General features: G+C 69.3%; 23 protein-coding genes and 1 tRNA gene. 6 read left to right on the top strand and 18 right to left on the bottom strand.

The annotated features are described in order from the left end of the window. Position 1: 1 nt before the first annotated feature. The 15 genes from MRBLWO14_RS17265 to MRBLWO14_RS17195 all read right to left on the bottom strand — a co-directional run bounded on the left by MRBLWO14_RS17265 (position 2) and on the right by MRBLWO14_RS17195 (position 12,983). Positions 2 to 1,318: a hypothetical protein gene (locus MRBLWO14_RS17265; protein WP_341934292.1), complete on the bottom strand. Its 1,317-nt coding sequence runs from the start codon at positions 1,316 to 1,318 to the stop codon at positions 2 to 4. Next, a complete protein-coding gene (locus tag MRBLWO14_RS17260) occupies positions 1,315 to 1,740 on the bottom strand; it encodes a hypothetical protein (RefSeq protein ID WP_341934291.1) in 426 nt (141 codons plus the stop codon). The genes MRBLWO14_RS17265 and MRBLWO14_RS17260 overlap by 4 nt, the downstream gene beginning before the upstream one ends. Further along, complete coding sequence (locus MRBLWO14_RS17255; protein ID WP_341934290.1) at positions 1,737 to 3,065, bottom strand: FliI/YscN family ATPase; 1,329 nt, start codon at positions 3,063 to 3,065, stop codon at positions 1,737 to 1,739. The genes MRBLWO14_RS17260 and MRBLWO14_RS17255 overlap by 4 nt, the downstream gene beginning before the upstream one ends. After that, positions 3,062 to 3,709 carry a FliH/SctL family protein gene (locus MRBLWO14_RS17250; RefSeq protein WP_341934289.1) on the bottom strand — a complete coding sequence of 216 codons (648 nt, stop codon included), beginning with the start codon at positions 3,707 to 3,709 and terminating at the stop codon, positions 3,062 to 3,064. The genes MRBLWO14_RS17255 and MRBLWO14_RS17250 overlap by 4 nt, the downstream gene beginning before the upstream one ends. A 103-nt stretch (positions 3,710 to 3,812) precedes the next feature. Continuing rightward, a complete protein-coding gene (gene fliG, locus MRBLWO14_RS17245) occupies positions 3,813 to 4,898 on the bottom strand; it encodes a flagellar motor switch protein FliG (protein ID WP_341934288.1) in 1,086 nt (361 codons plus the stop codon). Continuing rightward, positions 4,895 to 6,538, bottom strand: coding sequence for a flagellar basal-body MS-ring/collar protein FliF (fliF, locus tag MRBLWO14_RS17240; RefSeq protein ID WP_341934287.1), 1,644 nt, complete (start codon positions 6,536 to 6,538; stop codon positions 4,895 to 4,897). Before fliF ends, fliG begins: the two co-directional genes overlap by 4 nt. 1 nt (position 6,539) lies before the next feature. Continuing rightward, a complete protein-coding gene (gene fliE / locus MRBLWO14_RS17235) occupies positions 6,540 to 6,860 on the bottom strand; it encodes a flagellar hook-basal body complex protein FliE (protein ID WP_341934286.1) in 321 nt (106 codons plus the stop codon). Next, positions 6,860 to 7,252, bottom strand: a complete 393-nt coding sequence (gene flgC / locus MRBLWO14_RS17230; protein ID WP_096715451.1) for a flagellar basal body rod protein FlgC — start codon at positions 7,250 to 7,252, stop codon at positions 6,860 to 6,862. Before flgC ends, fliE begins: the two co-directional genes overlap by 1 nt. Beyond that, the gene (locus tag MRBLWO14_RS17225) at positions 7,249 to 7,596 is read right to left on the bottom strand and encodes a flagellar biosynthesis protein FlgB (protein WP_341934285.1); all 348 of its coding nucleotides are present in this window, start codon (positions 7,594 to 7,596) and stop codon (positions 7,249 to 7,251) included. The genes flgC and MRBLWO14_RS17225 overlap by 4 nt, the downstream gene beginning before the upstream one ends. 105 nt (positions 7,597 to 7,701) lie before the next feature. Continuing rightward, complete coding sequence (locus MRBLWO14_RS17220; RefSeq protein ID WP_341934284.1) at positions 7,702 to 7,980, bottom strand: hypothetical protein; 279 nt, start codon at positions 7,978 to 7,980, stop codon at positions 7,702 to 7,704. Positions 7,981 to 7,985: 5 nt separating this feature from the next. Then, complete coding sequence (gene fliS / locus MRBLWO14_RS17215; RefSeq protein WP_341934283.1) at positions 7,986 to 8,399, bottom strand: flagellar export chaperone FliS; 414 nt, start codon at positions 8,397 to 8,399, stop codon at positions 7,986 to 7,988. Positions 8,400 to 8,433: 34 nt separating this feature from the next. Beyond that, positions 8,434 to 9,798: a flagellar filament capping protein FliD gene (gene fliD / locus MRBLWO14_RS17210; protein WP_341934282.1), complete on the bottom strand. Its 1,365-nt coding sequence runs from the start codon at positions 9,796 to 9,798 to the stop codon at positions 8,434 to 8,436. Between the two features lie 143 nt (positions 9,799 to 9,941). Then, complete coding sequence (locus tag MRBLWO14_RS17205; RefSeq protein ID WP_341934281.1) at positions 9,942 to 10,766, bottom strand: flagellin; 825 nt, start codon at positions 10,764 to 10,766, stop codon at positions 9,942 to 9,944. Positions 10,767 to 10,883: 117 nt separating this feature from the next. Next, on the bottom strand, positions 10,884 to 11,738 hold the full coding sequence (locus MRBLWO14_RS17200; RefSeq protein ID WP_341934280.1) for a sigma-70 family RNA polymerase sigma factor: 855 nt from the start codon (positions 11,736 to 11,738) through the stop codon (positions 10,884 to 10,886). A gap of 123 nt (positions 11,739 to 11,861) precedes the next feature. Continuing rightward, a complete protein-coding gene (locus MRBLWO14_RS17195; protein WP_341934279.1) occupies positions 11,862 to 12,983 on the bottom strand; it encodes a VanZ family protein in 1,122 nt (373 codons plus the stop codon). 237 nt (positions 12,984 to 13,220) lie between these two features. Here MRBLWO14_RS17195 and MRBLWO14_RS17190 point away from each other — a divergent pair, with 237 nt between their 5' ends. Then, complete coding sequence (locus MRBLWO14_RS17190; protein ID WP_341934278.1) at positions 13,221 to 15,557, top strand: sulfatase-like hydrolase/transferase; 2,337 nt, start codon at positions 13,221 to 13,223, stop codon at positions 15,555 to 15,557. 19 nt (positions 15,558 to 15,576) lie between these two features. Then, positions 15,577 to 16,473, top strand: coding sequence for a formylglycine-generating enzyme family protein (locus MRBLWO14_RS17185; RefSeq protein ID WP_341934277.1), 897 nt, complete (start codon positions 15,577 to 15,579; stop codon positions 16,471 to 16,473). 22 nt (positions 16,474 to 16,495) lie between these two features. Here MRBLWO14_RS17185 and MRBLWO14_RS17180 read toward each other — a convergent pair whose 3' ends face one another. The 3 genes from MRBLWO14_RS17180 to MRBLWO14_RS17170 all read right to left on the bottom strand — a co-directional run bounded on the left by MRBLWO14_RS17180 (position 16,496) and on the right by MRBLWO14_RS17170 (position 19,190). Continuing rightward, positions 16,496 to 17,170, bottom strand: coding sequence for a GAP family protein (locus MRBLWO14_RS17180; RefSeq protein WP_341934276.1), 675 nt, complete (start codon positions 17,168 to 17,170; stop codon positions 16,496 to 16,498). Then, positions 17,167 to 18,819 (bottom strand): SulP family inorganic anion transporter, encoded by a 1,653-nt coding sequence (locus MRBLWO14_RS17175; protein WP_341934275.1) that lies wholly within the window; start codon positions 18,817 to 18,819, stop codon positions 17,167 to 17,169. Before MRBLWO14_RS17175 ends, MRBLWO14_RS17180 begins: the two co-directional genes overlap by 4 nt. Positions 18,820 to 19,117: 298 nt before the next feature. Next, positions 19,118 to 19,190, bottom strand: a tRNA-Val gene (locus MRBLWO14_RS17170). Between the two features lie 153 nt (positions 19,191 to 19,343). Between MRBLWO14_RS17170 and aceE the strand changes: the two genes are divergently transcribed. The 4 genes from aceE (at position 19,344) to MRBLWO14_RS17150 (ending at position 25,323) form a co-directional block, all read left to right on the top strand. Beyond that, the gene (gene aceE, locus MRBLWO14_RS17165) at positions 19,344 to 22,070 is read left to right on the top strand and encodes a pyruvate dehydrogenase (acetyl-transferring), homodimeric type (protein WP_341934274.1); all 2,727 of its coding nucleotides are present in this window, start codon (positions 19,344 to 19,346) and stop codon (positions 22,068 to 22,070) included. Between the two features lie 31 nt (positions 22,071 to 22,101). Then, a complete protein-coding gene (locus MRBLWO14_RS17160; protein ID WP_341934273.1) occupies positions 22,102 to 23,298 on the top strand; it encodes a helix-turn-helix domain-containing protein in 1,197 nt (398 codons plus the stop codon). A gap of 106 nt (positions 23,299 to 23,404) precedes the next feature. Next, positions 23,405 to 24,325, top strand: coding sequence for an ACP S-malonyltransferase (locus MRBLWO14_RS17155; RefSeq protein WP_341934272.1), 921 nt, complete (start codon positions 23,405 to 23,407; stop codon positions 24,323 to 24,325). Next, positions 24,322 to 25,323, top strand: a complete 1,002-nt coding sequence (locus MRBLWO14_RS17150; RefSeq protein WP_341934271.1) for a beta-ketoacyl-ACP synthase III — start codon at positions 24,322 to 24,324, stop codon at positions 25,321 to 25,323. The genes MRBLWO14_RS17155 and MRBLWO14_RS17150 overlap by 4 nt, the downstream gene beginning before the upstream one ends. The last annotated feature ends 36 nt before the right edge of the window (positions 25,324 to 25,359 follow it).

Raw genomic sequence — 25,359 nt, 5'->3', positions numbered from 1 at the left:
CTCAGGCCAGGATGTCGAGGCCGACGGCGGCCGGGTCGCGGTCTGTCGGTGCGGAGGCGACGGGCGCTGACGCAGCCTCGTGGCGCGGCGCGTGCGGGGAGGAGTCGGATGCCGTGCCGCGTCCGTTCGACCTGCCGCCCTCCGCTCCCCCGCCTCCGAACGGCGGGGCGTTGCTGTCGGCGCCGGCGTCGGACGCGGCGCCCTGGGCGATGCTCAGCGAGGCGTGCGGCATCGCCGCGGCCAGGTCGCGCCGCAGGTCGGTGACGATGGCGCGGAGCGCGTCGCGCCCGGCATCCGTCGCTCCGATGAGTTCGACCCGCACGTCGCCCGCCTGTCCGATGTGCGCGCGCACGGTGACGGGTCCGAGCGTGTCGGGGTTCACGGTCATCGTCAGCTGGTGGGTGCCGGAGGGTCGCTGCGCGATGCTGACGACGACCGGCGACACCTGGGCCGCGACAGCGCGAGGGGCTGGCGCCACGTCGGCAGGGGCGTCCGTCGGCGCGACCCCGAGGGATGCCGTGGGGGCGGCGACCGGCGACACGGCGGCGACCGCCGAGGGGACGGATGCTGCGGGGGGCACGGGTCGGTCGACGGCTGTCGCACGATCGAGGGAGACCGCACGGTCTGCGGGAACCGAGGATGCCGAGGCCTCGGCCGTCCGGCGAGCGTCCGCGTCGACGGGCGCGGGGGCGTCACCGGAGACGCGGGGCGCGGGGGCGGCCGTCGGCACCGGCGGGGACGACGCGGCCGAGATCCTCTCCGGGCCGCGGAGCGGATCGGAATCCGGGGTCGTGGGGCGTGCGGCATCCGCACCGCCAGACCCGGCGGGCGCATCGGCCGCGGGGTCGGCCGACGTCGGTGTCGTGGAGCCGACCGGAGCCGTCGCGGCAGTCTGATCGGTGATCGACGACGGACCGGATACGGACGGGTGCGCCTCGGGCGCGGAGCCGTCCAGGCGCGCGGATTCCGCAGGTGCATCGTCTGTGGCGAGGGGTGCCCCGGCATCCGACGGGTCCGCCTCCTCCGCCGCGGGCTCTCCCCCGTCGATCGTCGGCAGCGCCAGGAGCAGGGCGAGCGCCGCGGACACGAGCCCGGCGTCCTTCTCCCCCTCTGCGCCCTCGCCGACCGGAGCCGATGCCGCGCCCGCGTCCGTCGTCCCGTCGACGGGATCCGACGACGCCTGCTCGGCAGAGAACGTCTCGCCCGCCGCTACGAGGGCGTCTCCGAATCGCGACCCGGCGTCGGCCGACGATCGCCCGGGCGACTCGACGGGAGCGGATGCGGCGAGGAGTGCGTCGGTCAGCGTCACGGCGCTCATGCGGCGCTCCCGGCGGGGCGGCGTCCGCGGACGGTGGCCATCTCGTCGAGAGCGGCCTGCTCGGCGGCGAGCTCCTCGCGGCGCTCCTCCGCCCGGTGCGCGGTCTCCAGGCGCTCGAGGCCCTTGAGCTCACGACGCGCTTCGACGTGCGCGGCCTTCGCCTCCGTCTCGGCCTCGCGGCTCAGCTGAGCGAGCGACTGCAGATCGCCCAGGGCACTGCGCCCCGCGGCCCGAGCGGCGGCCATCGCCATCAGCGTCGCCGCGTCGTCGACCTGACTGCTGATCTCGGAGAGGCTCACCGCGCCGGCCCGGACGGCCGTCTCCGCCCGGTGCCGCTCGCTGCTCGCCCTGGACAGCTCTTCTGCGGCGATGCGCTCCTGGGCGCCGCGCACGCGGAGCAGGCCGGAGAGGGAGAAGGTCATGGGATCAGTCCTCCGAACACGTCGGTGAGGGCAGCCAGCCGCTGCCAGGAATCGTCGGACGTGCTGAGCTCGTCCATGCTCTGCATGAGGAACGCGCCGATCGCGGCCTCATTCGTGAGCGCGGCGTCGACCAGCGGGTTCGCTCCTGGACGGTAGGCGCCGATGTCGATGAGGTCGTTGGCCGAGCGTCGGGCGGCGAGCACGCTGCGCAGCGCCACGGCATCCTCGCGCTGGGACGGTGTGGTGATCTTCGAGACGACCCGCGACACGGAGCCGAGCACGTCGACCGCCGGGAAGTGCCCGCGCACCGCGAGGGACCTGTCGAGCACGACGTGGCCGTCCAGGATGCCCCGGGCGGCGTCCGCGATCGGCTCGTTGTGGTCGTCGCCGTCGACGAGCACGGTGTACAGCCCCGTGATCGATCCGCTCGTGCCCGCGCCGGCGCGCTCCAGGAGACGCGCGAGAACCGAGAACGTCGACGGCGGATAACCGCGGGTGGCCGGAGGCTCGCCCGCGCTCAGACCGATCTCGCGCTGCGCCATCGCGACGCGCGTGAGCGAATCCATCATGAGCACGACGTCGAGCCCGTCGTCGCGGAACTGCTCGGCGATGCGCGTCGCGACGAACGCCGACCGCAGACGAGCCATCGCCGGCTGGTCGGAGGTCGCGACGACCACGACCGACCGCGCGAGGCCGTCGGGGCCGAGGTCGTCTTCGATGAACTCCCGCACCTCGCGGCCGCGCTCGCCGACGAGGGCGATCACGTTCACGTCCGCGCTCGAGCCGCGCGCGATCATCGACATCAGCGAGGATTTGCCGACGCCCGATCCGGCGAACAGTCCGAGTCTCTGGCCGGTGCCGACCGGCGTCATGGTGTCGAGCACCCGCACGCCCAGCCCCAGCTGGCGATCGATCCGCTGTCTGTCGAGGATGCTGGGCGGCGTGTTGTCGAGCGACACGCGCTCGGCCGCGGCGTCGATCGGCCCCTTCCCGTCGATCGGGCGACCGAGTCCGTCGAGCACCCTCCCGAGCAGCGACCGCCCCGTGGGCACCTGCAGCGGCGCGCCGGCATGACGCACGCGGGCCCTCGCGGTGATGCCGCTCAGCCGACCGAGGGGCATGCAGCGCGATGCGTCGCCGTCGACGGCGACGATCTCGGCATCCACGGCGCTGCCGTCGACCGTGTCGATGCGCACGCGGTCTCCGACGGCCGCCTCGATGCCGAGCACCTCGACGCCGAGACCCACGACGGCCTTCACCGTGCCGGAGCGCTCGGGGCGCGCCGCGTCGAGCGCGCGGCGCCAGGATGCCGTGGCGACCGTCACAGCGCCTCCTCCAGGGACCCCTCGTCGACCCCGCGCAGAGCGGATCGCGCCCGCGCGAAGGCCGGCTCGATGCGGGCATCGACGCTGCCGTCGCCGATGTCGACGATGGCTCCCCCGTCGTCGACCGAGGGAGAAGAGGTGATCTCGAGGTCGCTCATGGTCGTGAGCGCGTCGGCGTCCCGCAGGGTCACGACATCGCGCTCGCTGAAGACGACGCGCGTCCAACGGGTCTGCGGAACCGCGTCGAGCGCGCGGCGGAGAGCGTGCGCGGCGGACCGCGCGGGGTCGGCGAGCTCGACGCCGACGATCTCGACGGCGAGTTCCAGGGCCCACTCCTCGATGAGCGCCGCGTCGAGCGAGGCGACGTCCTCGATGCGCTGCGCCAGAGCGGACTGCGCGTCGCGCACGGCATCCGCCGCCGACTGCGCGCGCTCCGCGAACGCCTGCCGCAGCGCCGTCATGTGGCGCGCGTTCTCCTCCTGCTCGACGCGCGCCTGCTCGAGGGCGATACGGCGCCCTTCGGCGAACCCCTCCGCGTACCCGCGGGTACGCGCACGATCGGCCTCGCCGCGGAGGTCGATCGGCGTCTCGCCGATCCGCGGCACCGCGAGCGGCGTGAAGGCGGAGTCGAGCACGGTGCGCACCTCGGAAGTCGAAGAGAGGGCCAGTCCATGGTCCGGAGGTCGAGCTGTCCGTGCTCGCTGCCCACTATCGCGACGCCTGGACCCCTCGGTAACCACTCCGGACTCACTCGATGAGCTCATCCTCGTCCTCGCGCGAGATCGTGATCTCCTCCGCTGCCTCGAGCTCGCGGATCACCCGCACGATCTCGGCGCGGGCCTCGTCGACCTGGCGCATCCGCACCGGTCCGAGCACGCGGGTCTCCTCGGCGAGGTTCTCCTTGTTGCGCTCGGTCATGTTGCTGCTGACCTTGTCGACGATCGGCTCCTCCGCACCCTTGAGCGCCAGCGCGAGCACCCGGAGGTCGAGACCACGGAGCACGCGCTGCGCATCACGATCCTCGAGCCGGGCGATGTCGGCGAACGTCACCATGCGGCTGCGGATGTCCTCGGCGAGGGCGAGGTCACGCCCCTCCAGACTCGCGAGCAGCGACTTCTCCAGCGCCTGATCGGAGCGGTTGATGATCTCGACCAGCGGCTGCACTCCCCCGATCGACTCGTGGTTGTCGCGCATGGCGAAGACTCCGGTGCGCGACCGCAGCGAGTCGGCGACGATCGAGATCGCCTCCTGCGTCGCGGTGCCCATCGTGGCGATCGCCTGCGCGACGTCGGTGCGCAGCGGGTCCTGCAGCGCGGCGAGCACGGCGGCGGCGCGGTCGGCCTTGAGGTTGGCGAGCACCACCGCGACCGTCGTCGGCAGCTCGCCCTCCAGCACGGTCGCGAGCTGTGCGGGGTCCGCGGCGTTGAGGAAGTCGAACGAGACGGTGCCCTGCGACATCACTCGCCCCACCATGCCGACGGCCTTCTCCCGGCCGAACGCGGTCTCCAGCAGACCGGTGGCGAGCTCCTGCCCGCCTCGGGACGGCACCGACCCGCCGTTCGCGATCCGACGGAAGTCGCCGAGCGCTCGCGCGGTCGCGGCGACGTCGACGCCGCCGAGCTGGGTCAGCTCGGCGGCCAGCATCTCGGATCTCTCCTCGCCGAGATGCCGCAGCACCTCCGCGCTCGCTGCGCGGTCCATGTTCATCAGCACGATGGCCGCCTTGCGAAGGCCCGACATCTCGGGCGCGGCCGCCGGCACCGCCGCAGCCTGGGCCGTCGACATCTCGACCGTGTCCGCCTGGGCGTCGAGCATCTCCGTCAACAGGCTCATACCTTCGCCTCATCCATCAGGTCGGCCAGCGCACCGGCGATCGACTCCGGCTCCCGCCGGGCGAGGTCGTCGATCTCGCGACGACGCCGCTCGACGAGGACCTTGTCCGGCTCCGGCTCGTCGTCGAGATCGACGACGGCGGACGGCAGCAGCTTCGTCGGAGCGGGCAGCGGAATGGCATCCGGGTCCTTGAGGTCGCGCAGCGACCGCAGCTTCTGCTCCTCGTCCTCCGTCACCGTGGCGAAGTACTCGATCGGCCCGTCGTCGGTGTAGAGGACGCGACGCTTCATCCTGCGCCGCACCGCGAGGAAGACGACGAGGATGACGACGGCGAGCAGGATCGCTCCGCCGATGATCGCTGAGCGCAGCAGCTCCTGCTGGAACTGCGCCGCCCGCTCCTCCTCCGCCGCGGCGAGAGCAGTCTGCGCCGCCGTCGCCCCGGAGGTCGCGAACTCGACGAACTCGACGGCGATCTCGTCTCCGCGTTCGACGTCGATGCCCGCAGCGGAGGCGACGAGCGACTCGATCTGCGCGGCACTCACCCCGGTGACCTCGCCGCGGTTCACGGCGATGCTGACGGTCTGCCTCGTGACCTCGCCCGCGGGGGTCACGGTCTTCTCGGTGGACTTGTTGACCGCGTTGCTGCGCGAGGTCTCCTCGAACTCGTACTCGCCGTCGCCGTTCGCGTTGTTGGGCACGGCGATGTTGTCGGGGCCGAGCACTCCGGTGTTCCCGCCCGGCCCGCCGCCGGTGTAGGTCTCGGTCTTCGTCTGCTCCGAGGGGCTCAGGTCGCCGTCCGGCGCGGAGTAGGTCTCGTCCATCCGCTCGGAGGTCGAGTTCGCCACGTCGGCCGACACGGTGACCGTCGCGTTGCCCGGTCCGACGATGGTCTCGAGCATCCTGCTCACCGACGCCGCGACCTTGGCCTCGTGCTCGGTGGCCTGCTTCGAGGAAGTGCCGGCGAGTCCGGCGCCGACCGCTGACAGAACCCGGCCGTTCTGGTCGGTGACCGCGACGTCCTCGGGCGTCATGCCGGGCACCGAGGCGCTCGTGAGGTGCACGATCGCCTCGATCTTCTCGTCGCTCAGCGTGGAGCCGTTCCGCGTCTGCACGAACACCGACGCGGTCGGGTTCTGCTTCTCCGAGACGAAGACGCTCTCCTCCGGGATCGCGAGCTGCACGGAGGCCATCGAGATGCCGTCCATCGCGCCGATCGTGCCGGCGAGCTCGCCTTCGATCGCGCGCTTGTAGGTCACCGACTGCTGGAACTCGCTCGCGGTGACGCCCATCTTGTCGAGCAGCGTGTAGCCCTCGCTCGTGTCGCCGGGGAGGCCGGCGGATGCTGCGGCGAGCCGCTGCGCGTACACCTGGTCGTCGGGCACGAGGATCGTCGACCCGCCCTCCGCGAGCTCGTAGTCCACTCCGGCGGACTTCAGCTGCTCGACGACGGCCGAGGCGTCGCCCGCGCTCAATCCGGTGAACAGAGGACTCATCTGCGGTCTGGTGAGCCAGGCTCCGAGCGCGACGGCGCCCATCACGAGCAGCGCGACGCCGATCACGGCGATCGTGCGCTGAGCGACGGAGAAGCCGGAGACGACCTGCTTGGCGCGGCCGTAGTACGTGGTCAGCACCTTCGGCATGTCAGGCCTGCATCCTCATGATGTCGTTGAACGCGGCGACACTGCGGTCGCGCACCGCGACGACCAGGTCGAGCGTGACCGATGCGCGAGCCGAGGCGATCATCGCCTGGTGGATGTCCTGCAGATCGCCGGTCACGGCCTGCACCGCGAGCTCGTTCGACGTCGACTGCAACTGCTGGAGGTTCTCGACGGCGCCGGTGAGCGAGGTCGCGAAGGCGCCGGCGGAGGCGGACCCGGCGGCGTCTGGCGCGGTGGGCTCGAAGCTCAGGGCGCCGAGGGGGCTGACGCCGGCGGCCGAGACGGGGGCGATCGGGGTGCTCATCAGCTGCGTCCGATCTGCAGGGCTGCCTCGTAGGTCGACTTGGCGCGGTCGACGACCGCGGCGTTCGCCTCGTACCCGCGCTGGGCGATGATGAGCATGCTCATCTGGTCGCCGAGGTCGACGTTCGGGTACTGCACGTAGCCGTCCTCGTTCGCGTAGGGGTGCTCGGGGTCGTACACGAGCTTCGGCGTCGCCTCCGACTCGACGACTCCCGCGACGTAGACACCGGGGCTCTCGGTGCCGGCCTGCACGGTCACGAGACGCTCGCGGAACGCCTCCTGCCCGGGAGGCGTGGCGGTGTTCACGTTGGCGATGTTGTCGCTGACCGCGTCGAGCCACTTGCGGTGCGCGGTCAGACCCGTGCCGGCGATGCCGATCGCGTCGAAGGTCATGCCGACGCCTGCCCGATGGCCTTCGAGATCGACGCGGCCTGCCCGCCGATCGCCTGGCTGGCGAACTGGAACCGCAGCACGGTGTCGATGTTCGACAGCGTCTCGGTGTCGAGGTTGACGTTGTTACCGTTGAGGCGGGTGGGTTCGAGCGAGCGCTGCACGGTCGGTGAGACGGTGCCGCTGCCGCTGTCGACGGCCGCACGCAGCTCGTCCTCGAAGCGGACGCGCTTGGCGTGGTAGTCGGGGGTGTTGACGTTGGCGATGTTCTCGGCGATCGAGCGCTGTCGCAGGGCCAGCCCGTCGAGTGCGCTGATGAGCGCGGAGGAGGTGACGGATTCGAGCACGGTGGTACTCCGGACGTTCGTGGGAGAAGCCGATCCGTGGCCAATCGTCGAGCTATCCGTGCTCGATGCCGACTATCGCGACACGCGACCGGTGCCGTAACCCCGTCAGCCCTGCACGTCGAGATACGCCGGCGCGTCGACCGAGACCGTCGGCACGCGCCGCAGCGCGGCGAGCTCCCTGGCCACGTTCGCGCGCGACACGGCGAGGCCGTCGATCATGAGCTTCTGCCGCGCGAGCACGGCCTCCGCGCGCTCGCGGAGCTCCTCCGGAACCGGTCCGGCGGGAGCGTCGAACGCGTCGTCGTCGAGTTCCCCGTCGGCGGCGTCAAGCGCTCGCTCGAACCGATCGAGAACGGTGAGCCAGGCGCGCAGGTTGTCGCTCACGGCGGTCAGGCCAGCGCGGATGCGCTCATCGCAGGAGCGGACGTCAGCTCGTCCGCGGCCTGACGCCACGCGTCGCGCAGCGGCGCGACGATCCCGCGGCACTCGGCAGTGGCCTCGCCGTCGTGCGACAGGTTCGCCGCGATCAGACGTCCGTTCAGGTAGGTGTACACGGCCCGCAGCTGGTCCGCACCGTCCCAGGCGTCGGTGAGTGTCTCGCTGAGCTCCGACACGATCCACTGCGCGTGCGTGAGGTGCGTGCCCGCGGCGACCCAGTCCTGCGAGGCTTGCGCCGCGGCGGCGCGATCGATGTCGACGAGCAGCCGGTCGTACAGCAGGATGAGCAGTCGCTCGGGCGAGGCGGAGGCGACCTGCTGCTCGAGGTACTGCTGCTTCGCGCGGTCGAGGTTGGTGATGGGCATCGTGGGATCTCCAGGGGTGCGGGAAGTCGGCCGGTCAGGAGGAGGACTTGGGGACGAGTCCGGCGAGCTGCGATTCGAGCCAGGAGGACTGCGACTGCATCTTCGACAGCTGCACCTCGAGCTGCGCGTACGTGCGCTCGAGAGTGGCCCGTCGCTGTTCGAGACGGACGTCCCACCGCTCGACCTGGGTCTTGAGCGTCTTGACCTCGGTCTCCTGTCCGGTGATGCGCTGGGTGAGCAGCCCGTCGTACTTGTCGGAGTACTGGTCGGTCACGCCCTCCAGGCGAGCGCCGACGGCGGAGAAGACCTTCTGCGTCGCCTGCGGATCGTCGGCCAGCGCCTTCGCGAACTTCTCGGGGTCGAAGGCGAGCACGCCCTTGTCGTCGATCGAGATGCCGATGGTCGAGGGCGACACGCCGTCGACCGGATGCTGCACGGCGTTGGCGAGCGCGCTGCGCAGGGTCCGCACGGTGCTGTCCCCGGTGAACACGCCGAGGGTCGTGGTCTCCCCCACCTTGCCGACCGTCGCCTTCGACCCGTTGTCGATGCGGGTGATGAGGGCCGCCACCTCCTTGATGAAGGCGGATGCCGTGGCCGACTGCGCTTTCGCGTCGAGGGCGACCGAGACCGTGACGGGATCGGCGCTGACCTTCGACACCGTGACCGAGATGTCCTCGCCGATGCTGATGGTGTTGCTCGCGCTGGTCAGGGTCTGCTCGGCGCTCGTGCCGGCGAAGAGGCGGATGCGGGCGTCGCTGCCCTGACTGATGACGGCGGCACCCGGCTCGGTCGACAGGTCGGTCGAGGTGCCGGCCTCGACGTCGGCTTCCGCTCCGCGGTGCAGCGCGAAGCGCGCGGGCTCGCCGGTCTCGGTGGAGGTGAGCTGGATGCGCGACAGGGGCTTGCCGTCGGCATCCACCCCCGCAGGGACCACGGTCGCTGAGACGCCGGCGTTCGCGGCGTTGATGGCGGTGGCGAGCTCCTGCGGACCCGTCCCCGCCGGCGTGATCTCGGTCTTCTCGCCGTCGGCGGCGACGAGTGTGAAGGCGCCTCCCCAGGCGGTCGCCCCGCCGGCGGCGGTGACGATCGAGTGCCGCACGGCGACGGCATCCACGACGACGCCGGTGGAGAACGCGCTGGCCTTCGGGCCCGCGGTCACGGTGACGCTCTCGTTCGACGAGGTCGCCGTGAAGGCGGCGAGCGAGCTCGGAGAGGCGGCCGTCTTCGCCTTGGCCATGAGTTCCTGCAGCGACTTGTTGAGGGACTGCAGGTTCGTGATGATCGTGCTGCGATCGGTGATCTTCGCGGTGATCTGGGTCTTCGGGATCGCGGCCACGTTCATCAGCGCGTCGATGAGCTCGCCGGTCTTGAGACCGGAGACCAAGCCGTCCAGCTTCATGGTGGTGTGCCTTTCGAGTGCGGAGCGCGGATCGGACAAGGGCGCCCGAGCGGAGGGAAGTCCGCCCGAGCGCCCCGTGCTCGATCAGAGCGTGCCCGGAGCCGAGCCTGCTCGATCAGTGCGTGCGCCAGAAGCGCAGCGGCTCAACGGAGCAGCTGCAGGACGCCCTGGCCCGACTGGTTCGCCTGCGCGAGCATCGCGGTGCCCGCCTGCTGCAGGATGTTCGAGGCGGTGTACTTGACCATCTCGGCTGCCATGTCGGTGTCGGCGATACGGCTCTTCGCGGCGGAGAGGTTCTCGGCCGAGACCTGCAGCGAGTTGATCGTCGACTCGAAGCGGTTCTGCACCGCACCGAAGCCGGCACGAGCGGTCGAGACCGCGGCGATCTGCGTGTCGATCGTGTCGATCGCGGCCAGCGAGGTCGCTGCCGAGGAGACGTCCACGCCGCCGATGGTGGCGCCGAGGGTCGAGAAGTTCGTCAGCGTGACGGCGATCTGGTCCTCCGTCGCCTCGGATCCCGCGCCCACCTGGAACGTCAGCGTGCCCGCGCTGTCGAGCAGCTTGATGCCGTTGAAGTTCGTGCTGGCCGCGACACGGGTGAGCTCGTCGCCCAGTGCCGTGATCTCGGTCTTGATGGCGGTGCGCGAAGCGGTGTTGTTCGAGTCGTTACCGGCCTGCACCGCGAGGTCGCGGACGCGCTGCAGGATGGAGTGCACCTCGGTCAGGGCGCCTTCTGCGGTCTGGATGACCGAGATGCCGTCCTGGGCGTTGCGGGCCGCGACATTCAGGCCGTTGACCTGCGAGCGCAGGCCCTCGGAGATGGCGAGACCTGCGGCGTCGTCAGCAGCACGGTTGATGCGCAGACCGCTCGAGAGCTTCTCGAGCGACTTCGACACGTCGTTCTGGTTGACCGACAGGTTGCGGTACGCGTTGAGTGCACCGACGTTGGTTGCGATCTGAAGACCCATGTTGTTCCTCCGTGGTTGTGGGGTCGGATGCAGGTCCGTCCGTGGCCCTGCACAGTCCACATTCGCGACATGCCCGTACCGCGTAACCGCGGCGGTGGAGGAATTTCCGGATGCCGGTCAGACGGCTGTCGCGAGTTCCGGCGTTCGCCCGGCACCGGGGCGGGCGGCGCCGAACAGCGCCTCGAAGAACTCGGCCTTGGCCTTGGTCGAGCGGTCTCCGGTCGACCCGTCCTCCCACGCCTCCATCGCCTCCCGCATGAGCGCGAGACCACGGGTGCGGAGCTTCGAGACATACGCGTGACTCACCGCGAGCTCTTCTGCGATGTCCTTGACCATGCGGTCGTCGAGGTAGATGCCGCGGATGACCTGCTGCATCGCCGCCGGGAGCGCACCCACGACGCGCGTGATCATGGTGCGCATCTCGGTCTGTTCGGCGGCGTGCTCGGGGAGGATCACGCTGTCGGTGAGGTCGGCGGCCTGGCGCCCGGACGCCGCGTCGAAGTGCTCCTCGAAGCTGGTCGCTCCGCGCACCATGTCGTCGAGCTGCATCATCTCGACGACGGCGTCGGCGTCGAGGCCCGACTCCTTCGCGAGCTGCGCGACGCTTGCGGGGCGCCCGGTGCGGGCCAGCACGGCCTCGGCGGCGAGCCGGACGCGTTCGATCTTGTCGCGGCCGCGCTCCCCCGCAGGATCCGCCCGGCGCATCTCCGACAGCATGGCCCAGTTGATCTGGCTGCTGGCGAAGGCTCCGAACGGGATGCCGCGTTCGGGGTCGTACGACATCGCGGCCCGCGCGAGACCAAGGCGCGCGGCAGAGAGCAGGTCGTCGAGATCGACGTGCACGGCCGACCTCGCCTTCTCCACCGCGAGGAACGTCGCCAGGGGCATGTTCTCCCTGGCGAGCTGCTCGGGAGTCGGGTGCGTCTGGGGGGAGGAGGCGGAATCAGCAGAAAAAGCAGATTGGCTCAGCAATGCGACTCCGTAGCTCTATCAACTGGTTTATCAGTGAAAATAGCACGAACCGCACGTGTTCGAAGAAAAAGTTTGCACGCCGGACGATCCCGCTCAGGGAGCGGGATCGCGCGGTCGTCGCGGTCAGGCGCGCGAGTCGCGCAGCTCTCCCCCGGCGAGCACGAGCGAGATGCCGCGCCGACCGCGACTGAAGGGCACGGAGATCACCGCGATCGCCACGACGAGCGCGCTGACGATTCCCACGACACCGGAGATCGTCTGGGCGGCATCGGACACCGGGTCCGGCAGCTGACCGAGCGTCGTCGCCACGGTGTAGGGCAGACCGACGACGCCCGCCCTCGCGAGGCGTCGTCCCAGCCCGCCACGGCCACCCGGCCAGTCAGGGGCGAGCCAGACGAGCCGCTGCCCGATCGAGGCCCCCGACGAGGTGACGGCCGGGAGCACGACGACGAGGATCACGGCGCCCACGCCGATCACGGTCAGCTCGGTCAGGTTCTCCGGCACACCGGGTCCCGATCCGCCGGAGAGGATGAGCTTGGGCACGAGCACCAACAACGAGACGAGAGTCACGGCGATCTGCACGGCGACCGCGTCGAGGATCATCCCGAACCAGCGACGCCAGACCGTGACCGGTCGCGGCTTCCCTCGCTCTGCGCGCAGGTTCTTCGCGCTCGGCATCCAGGCCAGGACGACCGGGGCGATCAGCACGCCGATCGCGGCGCCTGCGGTGTTCGCGATGAGGTCATCGACGTCGGCGACGCGGTAGGAGCACTCGAAGAGGCCCCAGACCCCCGTGAACTGCGTGGTCTCGATCGCCAGGGACAGCAGGGCGCCCCACAGGATCGAGACGACGGGGCCGCGATTCCAGTAGCGACGCGCGATGATCCCGAACGGCACGAAGAGAGCGACGTTGAGGACCACCTGCAGGGTGGCGCGGCTCGTGAGCGTGCGCAGCAGCGACGACCCTTCGGTCTCGCGCAGGATGTCGCCGATCGAGTGCCCTGGCACGAGCTCGAGACCGCCGCCTCCGGCCCCGCAGTTGGCCCGCACCTCGGGGATCGGGAGCAGGGTGTAGGCCACGAGGGCGACCGCGTAGACGCTGACCGCCGCCGCCCCCAGCAGGCGCCGGAACGACAGCGCACCGTAGCGCCGCACCTGGACGACGAGGATCGGCACGAGCACCGCGGCGAAGAGCAGACCCCCGCCGATGAGCCCGAACCACGCCTGCCACGTCCACCCCGCCATTCGCACCATCCTAGGTGCGGGCTGAGCGGACGGAATCCGACGGTGGGCCCTGCCGGGATCGAACCGACATATACGGTCTGAACGGGCGGAGCTCCTGCGAACACGCGATCTGCGGAGTTTCCGAGCGATCGAGACGCGTCGTCTCAAGAGCGACCCACACGGTGACTCGAGTCACCCTTTCGGGGTTCGCTGGGCGGCGATACCCTCAACTCATCGAACCGACGAGGGGACAGCCGAATGCCGCAGTTCAGAGGTGAGATCCGCGAAGACGTGCGTGACTCGAAGTCCGATTGGGCGCCGTTCGTGGAGCCACAGGCTGCGCCTGGTGCGCCGAACGTGCTGTTCATCGTCTGGGACGACATGGGCTTCGGGAGCTGGGATCTCTACGGAGGTCTGATCCGGATGCCGAACATGCGCAGGCTCGCGGACATCGGCGTGCGGTTCACCCAGTTCCATACCACCGCTCTCTGCTCCCCGACGCGAGCCGCGCTCCTCACAGGACGCAATGCGCAGAGTGTGGGAATGGGCACGATCGGGGAAGCCAGCGACGGTTTCCCGAACCTGTCGTGCCTGATCCCCGCAGACGATGCGTTCCTGTCCGAGATCCTGTCCGAGAACGGGTACAACACGTTTGCTGTCGGCAAGTGGCACTTGTCCCCGGCCGCGGAGATGAGCATGGGTGCGTCCAAGCGCACCTGGCCGCTGTCCCGAGGTTTCGATCGCTACTACGGCTTCCTCGGCGGGCTGACCGATCAGTGGTACCCCGATCTCACTTACGACAACCATCCGGTCGATCCGCCGGCTCTCCCTGCTGACGGGTATCACCTGTCGAAGGATCTCGCGGACCGTGCGATCGAGTTCATCCGGGATGCGCGCGTCACCGCGGCCGAAAAGCCGTGGTTCACGTACTTCGCTCCGGGGGCCGGTCACGCACCTCATCATGTGTTCACGGAGTGGGCGGATCAGTACAAGGGCGAGTTCTCGATGGGATACGAGAAGTACCGCGAGGTGGTCCTCGCGAACCAGATCGCCGCCGGCATCCTGCCTCCAGGCGCGCAACTACCGCCGATCAACCCTTACGCAGACGCGACGTCCGGTGACGGAACTCCGTGGCCCGCGTCCGACATCGTGCGCCCGTGGGATTCACTCTCTGACGGCGAGAAGCAGCTGTTCGAGCGGCAGGCCGAGGTCTTCGCCGGGTTCGCGTCCTATACGGACGCACAGGTGGGTCGCCTCCTCGATTACCTCGAAGAATCCGGTCAACTCGACAACACGGTGTTCGTGGTGTTGTCCGACAACGGCTCGAGCGCTGAAGGCGGCCCGTCAGGATCAGTGAACGAGAACCGCTGGTACAACGGCATCCCCGAGAACCTGGAGCAGAACCTCGCGCTGCTTCCCGAGCTCGGCTCCGAGTCGACCCACCCGCATTACTCGAACGGGTGGGCGATGGCGTTCAACACGCCCCACAAGCTGTACAAGACGAACGCGTCGTTCGAGGGCGGTACCGCCGACCCGATGATCATCGCGTGGCCGAAGGGCATCGACGCGCGGGGCGAGGTGCGTGAGCAGTACCTCCATGTCACGGACATCGTCCCGACGGTGCTCGACCTCCTCGGCATCGAAGCACCGACGACGGTCAAGGGCTACCCGCAGAAGCCGCTCGAGGGCGTCAGCTTCCAGCGGGTGATCGGCGATGCCTCCGCTCGCGGCGATAAGAGCGAACAGTTCTACTCCATGCTCGGCACACGCGGAATCTGGAAGGACGGATGGCACGCCTCGACCGTGCACGCTCCCGCCCCCACCGGGTGGGGCCATTTCGACAAGGACCGCTGGGAGCTCTTCCATCTGCCCGACGACCGCAATCAGCTCCACGACCTTGCGGGCGAGCACCCCGAGAAGCTCGAGGAGATGAAGCAGCTGTGGCACACGCTCGCCACTCAGTACAACGGCTATCCGCTGGACGACCGCAACCCTCCGGAGCTGTTCGCCATTAAACGCCCCAACCCCATGGAGGGTCGAACGTCTATGACTCTGTATCCCGGCGGTGCGGTCGTACCGGAGCGCAGCGCCGTGGAGATCATGGGTCGCTCGTTCACCATCGTCGCCGAGCTCGATATCGACAGCGATCCGGAGGGCATCATCTACTCCATGGGTGCTCGCTTCGGAGGGCACGCGCTCTTCGTGCAGCACGGCCGCCTCACTTACCTCTACAACTGGCTCGGTGAGTCGGAGCAGGTCTTCACAGCACCCAACCCGCTGCCTTCGGGGCCAGTGCGAGTGGGCCTGACCTACATGATCGAGGGCCGAGACGGCACTACCCCGCATGGCACCGTGCAGCTCCACGTGAACGACGACGTCGTGACCTCCGGCCCTATGAAGTCGCAGCCGGCTTACTTCACGCTGGCCGGGGAAGGCGCAACGGTAGGCCGCGAGGTCGGACAGCCCGTGTCCGCGCGCTACGAACCGCCGTTCGCCTTCACCGGTGGGACCATTGATCGCGTCGTGGTCGACGTCTCGGGAGAGGACTACTCGCACGCGGAGACGCTCCTGCGGGGGATGTTCGCGCGCGACTGATGCCGGGAGTCCAGACGCCATGATCCGCATCGAGGGGGGCGAGTTCCTCATGGGCGCGGAAGGATTCTCGCGCGACGAGGAGCCGGTCCACCTCCGTATGGTCCACTCGTTCGATCTCGACGAGCATCCGGTGACGAATCGTGAGTTCGCAGGCTTCGTCGACACCACCGGATACGTCACGGTCGCCGAGGAGCCTCTGAACGCCGAGCTGTTTCCCGCTCTGAGCGCGGACGAACGGGAACCCGGCGCAATGGTCTTCACCCCCACCTCCGGCCCGGTGGACCTGAGCGATTGGCGGCAGTGGTGGCGCTGGCAACCGGGGGCAGACTGGGCTCACCCGTTCGGCCCCGGCTCCGGCATCTCCGACCTCCTGGATCATCCGGTCGTTCAGGTCGCCTACCGCGATGCCGTCGCTTTCGCGACGTGGGCCGGCAAGCGGCTCCCCACCGAAGCGGAGTGGGAGTACGCCGCACGCGGTGGCCTCGACCGCGCCGTGTACGCATGGGGTGACGACGAGTTCCCCGACGGCGAGCTCATGACCAACCGGTGGCAGGGGGATTTTCCGTATCGCAACACCGGCGCGCGCGGGTGGGTGGGGACCTCGCCTGTGGGATCCTTTCCGCCCAATGGCTACGGCCTTGTCGATATGACGGGGAACGTCTGGGAGTGGACGAGCGACAGATACACCACACGACACATCCCGCCCGGCTTCACTGTGCCGGACGCCGGGCATCGGGTGAGCCTGCTGGCACCCATGCCGCTCCTCGACCCCGAGGGCCGCAGAGTGCTCCGTGGAGGGTCGCACCTCTGCTCCCCTGACTACTGCCTGCGCTACCGGCCGGCGGCACGCTCTCCGCAGAGCGACGACACCGCGACGACGCACATCGGCTTCCGCTGCGCGCGCGACGTGCCGTGATCGCCGCAGGTACCTGCCTGCCTCAGAAGAGCGCGATGCCTTTGCCGATGTTCATGGGGCCGAGGGCGAGAAGGAGCACGGCCATGATCACCGTGTTCTCCTTCTCGAGCCACTCCCGTACGGCAACCAGCCTTCCGCCGAGCCGATCGGCCGCGAGCAGGTAGGCCAGTGCGGGCACGACGACCGTGGAGGCAGCGATCACGGTGAAGCCCGCGATCGCGATCGCGGCGCTCCCGACGGAGATACCCGGCGTCCCGATCGTGATGCCGGCGGTCGCCGTCATCATCGTGTTCTTCGGGTTCACCGCGGCCAGCAGGGCACCGAGACCGAACGCCCCCGGGAACGACATCCGGTCGATCGCCTGCATCCACTTCGGTGGCGCCTTCGACGACGAGGAGGCACCGCGATGCCGCATTTGCGCGATGCCGAGACCGATGAGCAGCGCGCCGAATACCAGGTGGATGACTCCCTGGACGGGCTTCGCAGCATCCGGGTCCGCGGCCGGGATCGCTGTACCGATCAGCGTGAAGAGCGTCACGGCGACGACGATTCCGAGCACCCACCCGACAACGAACCCGACCGCTGCCGTCCGGGCAGAGGGCGACAGCAGCATGAGGATGATCGCGATGATGGGAATCGGACTGATCGCCACGCCGACCGCGAGGGGAAGGATGCCGCCGAGCACGTCCGTCATCATCGGTTCTCCGTGCTTCTGAGCGCGGCCACGGCTGCGCGGTTGGTGGTGAACAGCACCTCGTCGGAGATGATGCCGAAACGTCGTAGTCTCGCCTCCGCACCCGGGCGCACGCGACTGAAAGAGAGGTCTACATCGTGGTCGTGAAGCCATGCGCGGAGCGCGGCGAACGATTCCGCTGCCGTCACATCGACGTCGGTGACCGCCTCCATATCGACGATCAGATGATGGACCTTCGAGGACTCGGTCGAGACCGCGGACTTCACCGCCTCAGCGAACATGTCCGCGTTGGCGAAGAACAACGGCGCGGCCATGCGGACGACCACCACTCCCGGTGCGGTGACGGCGCCGGGCGCCGCACCGTCGACAAGCGAACCCGCGGGATCCCCCGATTCAGACAGGACATCGATAGGCGGACGCGCCGCTCGGCGGGCGAGATTGATCAGAGCGAGCACGAACGCCACGATGATGCCGGGGATGGCGCCGACGAACAGGGTCACCAGGAAGCACACGGCCGCCACCGCGAACTCGAAGCGATCCAGCCTCCAGAGTGCGACCAGTTGGCGCCCGCCGAGAAGCGGCAGGATCGCGACGCCGACGACCGCGCCGATCGCAGGCGAGGGGATGTCGGTCAGCAGCGCCGTTCCGAACAGGAGAAGCAGGAGCGTCCCGACCGCCAGCACCAGCGACGGCACCTGCGTGCGCGAGCCGGCCTGATCCATCGCAGCGGTGCGGGACGTGGATGACCCGATGGCGAAGCTTCCGCTCGCGCCCGCAGCGATGTTGCCGAGCCCGAAAGCGAGCAGATCGCGATTCGGGCTCGTCCGGTAGTGGTGTCGGTCCGAGTAGGAGCGAGCGACAAGAAGCCCCTCGGCGACGGTCACCATCGTCAGCGCGATCGCCGATGGGACGAGCGACAACCACTGCGCCCACTCCAGCATCGGCCAGGTCAGCACCGGAGGTCCCGCAGGTACCTCGCCGAGGACGTCGACACCCGCGTTTTCAGCGTCGGTGAGCACCACTGCCGTCGTCGCGCCCACGAGAACGATCAGGGCCCACGGGACGACAGGCAGCAGCCGTCGCCCCAGGAGCAGTATCGCCACCGAGACCGCGGCGATCATCACGGACCAAGGATTCGCGGTCAGCACACCCGATACCAGCGCGATCACCTTCGCCCCGAACTCGGCGCCGGAATCGATCTTCACCCCCAGCATCTTCGCCACCTGGGAGATCAGGATGTCCAGCGCGAGCCCACCGACGAAACCGATCAGGATCGGCTTCGAGAGAAAATTCGCCAGAAACCCGAGACGGAAGAAGGCCAGGAGCAGGAACATACCCCCGCAGATGATTGCCTGCGCCATGGCGAGGGTCGCATAATCCTCCGAGCCCGCGACGGCGAGCCCGCCGACCGACGATGCCACCAGCGCCGCTGCAGCCGCGTCGGGTGACGCCACGACCTGACGCGACGAGACGACCAGCGCGTACACGACGGTCGGCACGACAAGCGCATAGAGCCCGGCTGATGCCGGGAGGCCCGCGATCTGCGCGTACCCGATGTTCAGTGGCACCGCGATCGCTGACAGCGTCACGCCGGCGAGGAGCTCGCGCGCGAGATTTTTTCGGGTCAGCCCCGCGAGCGGGCGCTGCATCATGCCTCCGGGGGCACTGTCGGTCAGCCGTAGAGACCGTGAGCGAACGAGATGTCAATCAGCTCAGCCATCGTCTCACCCTCCGTCGGAACGGGACTGCTCGATCTCGCCGACACTATGATCGCGCGCTGGCTCCGTCAAGAGAAGGCGCCAGCAAGGGCATCACGCCGATCTCCAGACGTTCGCTTTCGCCCACTCTCCCATGGACTACGCGATGAGACAGATGAGCTCGGGATCCGCTGGCGGCCGGGCGAAAAGGACCGGGAGTCGGCGTGTCTCGTTTCGACGATCGATTCCTAGGTGGGCCCTGCCGGGATCGAACCGACGACATCCACGGTGTAAACGTGGCGCTCTACCAGCTGAGCTAAAGGCCCTGGTGCCCTCAGTGTATCGGCAGACGGATGCGCACCGATGTCGTGGAAGAGGGATAGGCTGAGGGCGGCACGCGTTGTGAACAGCCGACAAGGCTGCCCGCGTCGCTTCCCGTTTCCTTGGCATGACCTGCCAGCATGACGAAAGGCTCCCCCGTGACTGTGCACGACCAGGATCCGTACTCCCAGGGCAACCTCGACAGCGATCCGGAAGAGACGGGCGAGTGGCAGCAGTCCCTCGACGAGCTCGTCGAGGCCAAGGGCCACGGCCGCGGGCGCGAGATCATGCTCAGCCTGCTGAAGCGCTCCAAGGAGCTGCACCTGAGCGTGCCGATGGTCCCGACCACCGACTACATCAACACGATCGCGGCCGAGAACGAGCCCGAGTTCCCCGGTGACGAGGAGATCGAGCGCCGCTACCGCGCGTGGATCCGCTGGAACGCCGCGGTCACCGTGCACCGTGCACAGCGGCCCGGCATCGGCGTCGGCGGTCACATCTCCACCTACGCGTCCTCGGCGGCGCTCTACGAGGTCGGCTTCAACCACTTCTTCCGCGGTGCGGACAACCCCGGTGGCGCCGACCAGATCTTCATCCAGGGCCACGCCTCCCCCGGCATCTACGCCCGCTCCTTCCTCGAGGGTCGCCTCACCGAGCAGCACCTCGACGGCTTCCGTCAGGAGCAGTCGCGCGCCCCCTTCGGCATCCCCTCGTACCCGCACCCGCGGCAGATGCAGGACTACTGGCAGTTCCCGACCGTGTCGATGGGCCTCGGCCCGATCAACGCGATCTACCAGGCCATGTCGAACAAGTACCTCGAGAACCGCGGCATCAAGGACACCTCGTCCTCGCAGGTGTGGGCGTTCCTCGGCGACGGCGAGATGGACGAGATCGAGAGCCGCGGCCAGCTGCAGGTCGCCGCCAACGAGGGCCTCGACAACCTCAACTTCGTCATCAACTGCAACCTGCAGCGCCTCGACGGCCCCGTGCGCGGCAACGGCAAGATCATCCAGGAGCTGGAGTCGTACTTCCGCGGCGCCGGCTGGAACGTCATCAAGGTCGTCTGGGGGCGCGAGTGGGACGACCTGCTCGCCCGCGACACCGAGGGCGCGCTCCTCAACATCATGAACCAGACGCCCGACGGCGACTACCAGACGTACAAGGCAGAGTCCGGCGCCTACGTCCGTGAGCACTTCTTCGGCAAGGACGAGCGTGCTGCGGCCCTCGTGTCCGACTACTCCGACGAGCAGATCTGGCACCTCAAGCGCGGCGGTCATGACTACCGCAAGGTGTACGCGGCGTTCAAGGCCGCGGCCGAGCACAAGGGCCAGCCCACGGTCATCCTGGCGAAGACGGTCAAGGGCTACGGCCTCGGACCGCACTTCGAGGGCCGCAACGCGACCCACCAGATGAAGAAGATGACGCTGGACAACCTCAAGACGTTCCGCGACACGATGCACATCCCGATCACGGATGCGCAGCTCGAGGAGAACCCGTACCTGCCCCCGTACTACAACCCGGGACCCCAGGACGAGACGATCCAGTACATGCTCGAGCGCCGCAAGTCGCTCGGCGGCTTCCTCCCGGAGCGCCGCTCGACGCACGTCGGCCTCTCGCTTCCCGACGACTCCGCGTACGCGCTGCCCAAGAAGGGCTCCGGCACGCAGGAGATCGCCACGACCATGGCGTTCGTCCGTCTGCTGAAGGACCTGCTGCGCACGAAGGAGTTCGGCCACCGCATCGTGCCGATCATCCCCGACGAGGCGCGCACGTTCGGTATGGACGCGTACTTCCCCACGGCCAAGATCTACAACCCGAACGGCCAGCACTACACGTCGGTCGACCGTGAGCTGCTCCTCGCCTACAAGGAGAGCCCGCAGGGTCAGATCGTGCACGTCGGCATCAACGAGGCCGGAGCACTGGCCGCGTTCACCGCCGCCGGCACCTCGTACGCCACGCACGGCGAGCCGCTGATCCCGATCTACATCTTCTACTCGATGTTCGGCTTCCAGCGCACCGGCGACGCCCAGTGGGCGGCGGGCGACCAGATGGCGCGCGGGTTCATCATCGGCGCGACGGCAGGGCGCACCACCCTCACGGGTGAGGGCCTGCAGCACGCCGACGGCCACTCGCACCTGCTCGCGTCGACGAACCCGGCGACGGTGTCGTACGACCCGGCCTACGGCTACGAGATCGCGCACATCGTGCGCGACGGTCTCGAGCGCATGTACGGCGGCAACCACCCCGACCCGAACGTCATGTACTACATGACGGTCTACAACGAGCCGCTCGTGCAGCCGAAGGAGCCGGAGGACGTGGATGTCGACGGCATCGTGCGCGGCATCCACCGCGTCTCCGTCGGCGAAGGCGACGGACCCCGCGCGCAGCTGTTCGCGTCGGGTGTCGGTCTCCCCTGGGCTCTCGAGGCGCAGGAGCTGCTGAAGAAGGACTGGAACGTGATCGCCGATGTCTGGTCGGTCACCTCGTGGACCGAACTGCGCCGCGACGGCCTCGCCGCCGACGAGCACAACTTCCTGCACCCCGAAGAGGAACCCCGCACGGCATACCTCACGCAGAAGCTGCAGGGCGCCGAGGGTCCGGTCGTCGCGGTCAGCGACTTCATGCACGCCGTGCAGGACCAGATCCGCCCGTGGGTGCCGAACCGCTACGCCACGCTCGGTGCCGACGACTTCGGCTTCTCCGACACGCGCGCCGCCGCTCGCCGCTACTTCAAGATCGACGGACCGTCGGTCGTGGTGCGCACGCTGCAGTCGCTCGCAGAGGAGGGCACGGTCGACCGCTCGCTCGCCGCGCAGGCGATCGAGAAGTACCGCCTGCACGACGTGAACGCCGGCACCAGCGGCAACGCAGGCGGCGAAAGCTGAGCCATCGGTGACAGGATCGTCTCCTCGCGGCATGGACAAGGCCGCGACACTCACGTGGTTGCGGCGGATCTCCGGCGACATCGCCTCGGTGACGATCAAGCGCCTGGAGGACACCCTCCCATGGTACGCCGACATGCCACCGGCCCGCCGCTCTGCGGTCGGGCTGGTGGCGCAGGCCGGCATCACGTCGTTCATCCAGTGGTACGACGATCCGACGTCGACCCCGTGGATCGCCGCAGACATCTTCGCCGCCGCTCCGCGTGAGCTGCTCCGCAGCGTGAGCCTGCAGCAGACGCTGCAGCTCATCCGCGTCACGGTGGAGGTCACGGAGGAGCGCGTCGCCGGCAAGGGCGAGGATCTCCGCGAGGCGATCCTGCTGTACTCCCGCGACGTCGCCTTCGCGGCCGCCGATGTGTACGCGCGCGCCGCCGAGGCGCGCGGCCTGTGGGACGCGCGCCTCGAAGCCCTCGTCGTCGACTCGATCCTGACCGGCGAAGCCGACGAGGAGCTCCCGAGCCGCATCGCCGCCCTGGGCTGGCACGGTCACGGCGAGGTCGCGGTGCTCGTCGGCACGACTCCCCCGCAGTTCGACGTCGATCTCGTGCGGCGCACGGCGCGCAAGCTCGCCGTGGACGTGCTCATCGGCGTGCAGGGCTCCCGTCTCGTCCTCGTCATCGGGCGCGCGCGGGTGCCCGGCCAGGAGACCGAGGACGAAGAGCTGGGCTTCGAGGAGATCGCCTCGCGCCTCGAGCCCTCCTTCGGCCCCGGCTACGTCGTGCTCGGACCGGCCGTCGCCGCCCTCGTCGACGCCAGCCAGAGCGCCAGGGCCGCACTCGCCGGTTTCGCCGTCGCGCGCGCCTGGCGCAGCGCACCCCGCCCCGTCGAGGCGGACGACCTGCTGCCCGAGCGGGCGCTCGCGGGCGATCCGCTCGCCAAGCAGACCCTCATCGAGCGGATCTACCGTCCGCTGCAGGCTCACTCCACCGATCTCGTGACGACGCTGTGGAGCTACCTCGACAACGGCCGCTCCCTCGAGGCGACGGCCCGTGAGCTCTTCGTGCACCCGAACACCGTGCGCTACCGGCTGAAGCGGGTGAGCGAGGTCATCGGGTGGGATGCCACGGGACCTCGCGAGGCGCTGATCCTGCAGACCGCTCTGATCCTGGGCTCGATCGGCGCGGCCGACCAGGTCCGTCGCCGCGCTCCGCTGCGTCGTCCGTCGCGCTGATCTGACCATCCTCCCGCCGGCCGCTGTACGCCACTCACAACGGTTCGGCGGAAACTTGTGATGGATCATCCACCGCTCGCGGCGGATCGTTGGCAGACTTGGGGATGTGATTGTCGTCGTATGCCCAGGACAGGGCTCGCAGACCCCCGGTTTCCTCTCCCCCTGGCTCGAGCTGGACGGCGTGGCTGACACCGTCGCCGCGTACTCCGACGCCGCAGAGGTCGACCTCCGCCTCCATGGCACCGAGTCGGATGCCGACACGATCCGCGACACGCGCATCGCGCAGCCGCTGATCGTCGCGGCATCGCTGGTCGCCGCGGCGGCGTTGGAATCGCGCGCGGGTCGCCGCGCCGACGGCGTCGCCGGCCACTCGGTCGGCGAGATCGCCGCTCTCGTCGACAGCGGCGTGATCGACGCCGAGACGGGCATGCGTCTGGTCGGCATCCGGGGTCGCGCGATGGCGGATGCCGCGGCGCAGACCCCCACCGGGATGAGCGCCGTCCTCGGCGGCGACGAGGACGCCGTGCTCTCCCGCCTCGGCGAACTCGGCCTCTCCCCCGCGAACTACAACGGCGGCGGTCAGCTCGTCGTCGCCGGCGGACTCGACGCTCTGGCGTCGCTCGCCGCGGAGCCCGTCAAGGGCACGCGCGTCATCCCGCTGCAGGTCGCCGGAGCGTTCCACACGGCGTTCATGGCGCCGGCCGTCGAGGCGCTGCGCGACGCCGTGTCCGCCGTGACCCCGGCCGACCCGTCGATCCCGCTGTGGACGAACCGCGACGGTACCGTGGTCGCCGACGGCCAGCAGGCGCTCGACTACCTCGTCGACCAGGTCTCGTCGCCCGTGCGCTGGGATCTGTGCATGGCGTCCTTCGCCGAGCAGGGCATCACCGGACTCATCGAGCTCGCCCCGGCCGGTGCTCTCACCGGGCTCGCCAAGCGCGGACTCCGCGGCGTTCCGACCGTCGCCGTCAAGACCCCCGAAGACCTCGACGCGGCCGTCGCGCTGCTGAACGGAGAAGCCGCATGACCGCCACGCTGACCCAGCTCACCGGTCCCGCGTACACGCGCATCTACTCGTACGGCGCTGCCCGCGGCGAGAACGCCGTGCCCAACGACGACCTCATCGGTCCTATCGACTCGAGCGACGAGTGGATCCGTCAGCGCACCGGCATCGTGACCAGGACGCGCGCGGGCAAGGGCACCGACGCGATCGACCTCGCGACCACGGCGGCCGCGGAGGCGATCGAGAAGTCCGGCGTCCCCGCCGACCAGGTCGACCTCGTGATCGTCGCGACCATCAGCAACCCGAAGCAGACGCCCTCCGTCTCGGCCATCGTCGCCGACCGCGTGGGAGCGAATCCCGCGGCGGCATACGACGTCAACGCCGCGTGCGCCGGCTACGCCTACGCGGTCACCCAGGCGGACGCCCTCATCAAGGCCGGAGCGGCGCGCTACGCCCTCGTGATCGGCACCGAGAAGCTCTCCGACATCGTCGACCCGACCGACCGCAGCATCTCCTTCCTGCTCGGCGATGGGGCCGGGGCCGCCCTCATCGGCCCGAGCGACACGCCGGGCATCGCGCCGGCCGTCTGGGGTTCCGACGGCTCGAAGGCCGAGGCCGTCGGCATGAACGGCACTCTCACCGACTTCCGCGACGGCGAGGTGCCGTGGCCGACCCTCCGCCAGGAGGGGCAGACCGTCTTCCGGTGGGCTGTGTGGGAGATGGCGAAGGTCGCCCGCGAGGCTCTCGACAAGGCGGGCGTCGGCCCCGACGACATCGCCGCGTTCATCCCCCACCAGGCGAACATGCGCATCATCGACGAGTTCGCGAAGCAGCTGAAGCTGCCCGAGACGACGGTGATCGCCCGCGACATCGAGACGACGGGCAACACGTCAGCGGCATCCATCCCCCTCGCGAGCCACCGGCTCATGGCCGAGCACCCCGAGCTGTCGGGCGGACTCGCGCTCCAGATCGGCTTCGGCGCCGGTCTCGTCTTCGCCGCCCAGGTCGTCGTCCTTCCCTGAGAACACGCCGACCTTCCCTAGACTGTTCCACGGTTC

It is taken from the genome of Microbacterium sp. LWO14-1.2 (genome assembly GCF_038397715.1).
Lineage (GTDB): Bacteria > Actinomycetota > Actinomycetes > Actinomycetales > Microbacteriaceae > Microbacterium.
This window is presented reverse-complemented; position numbering and strand designations above follow the sequence as displayed.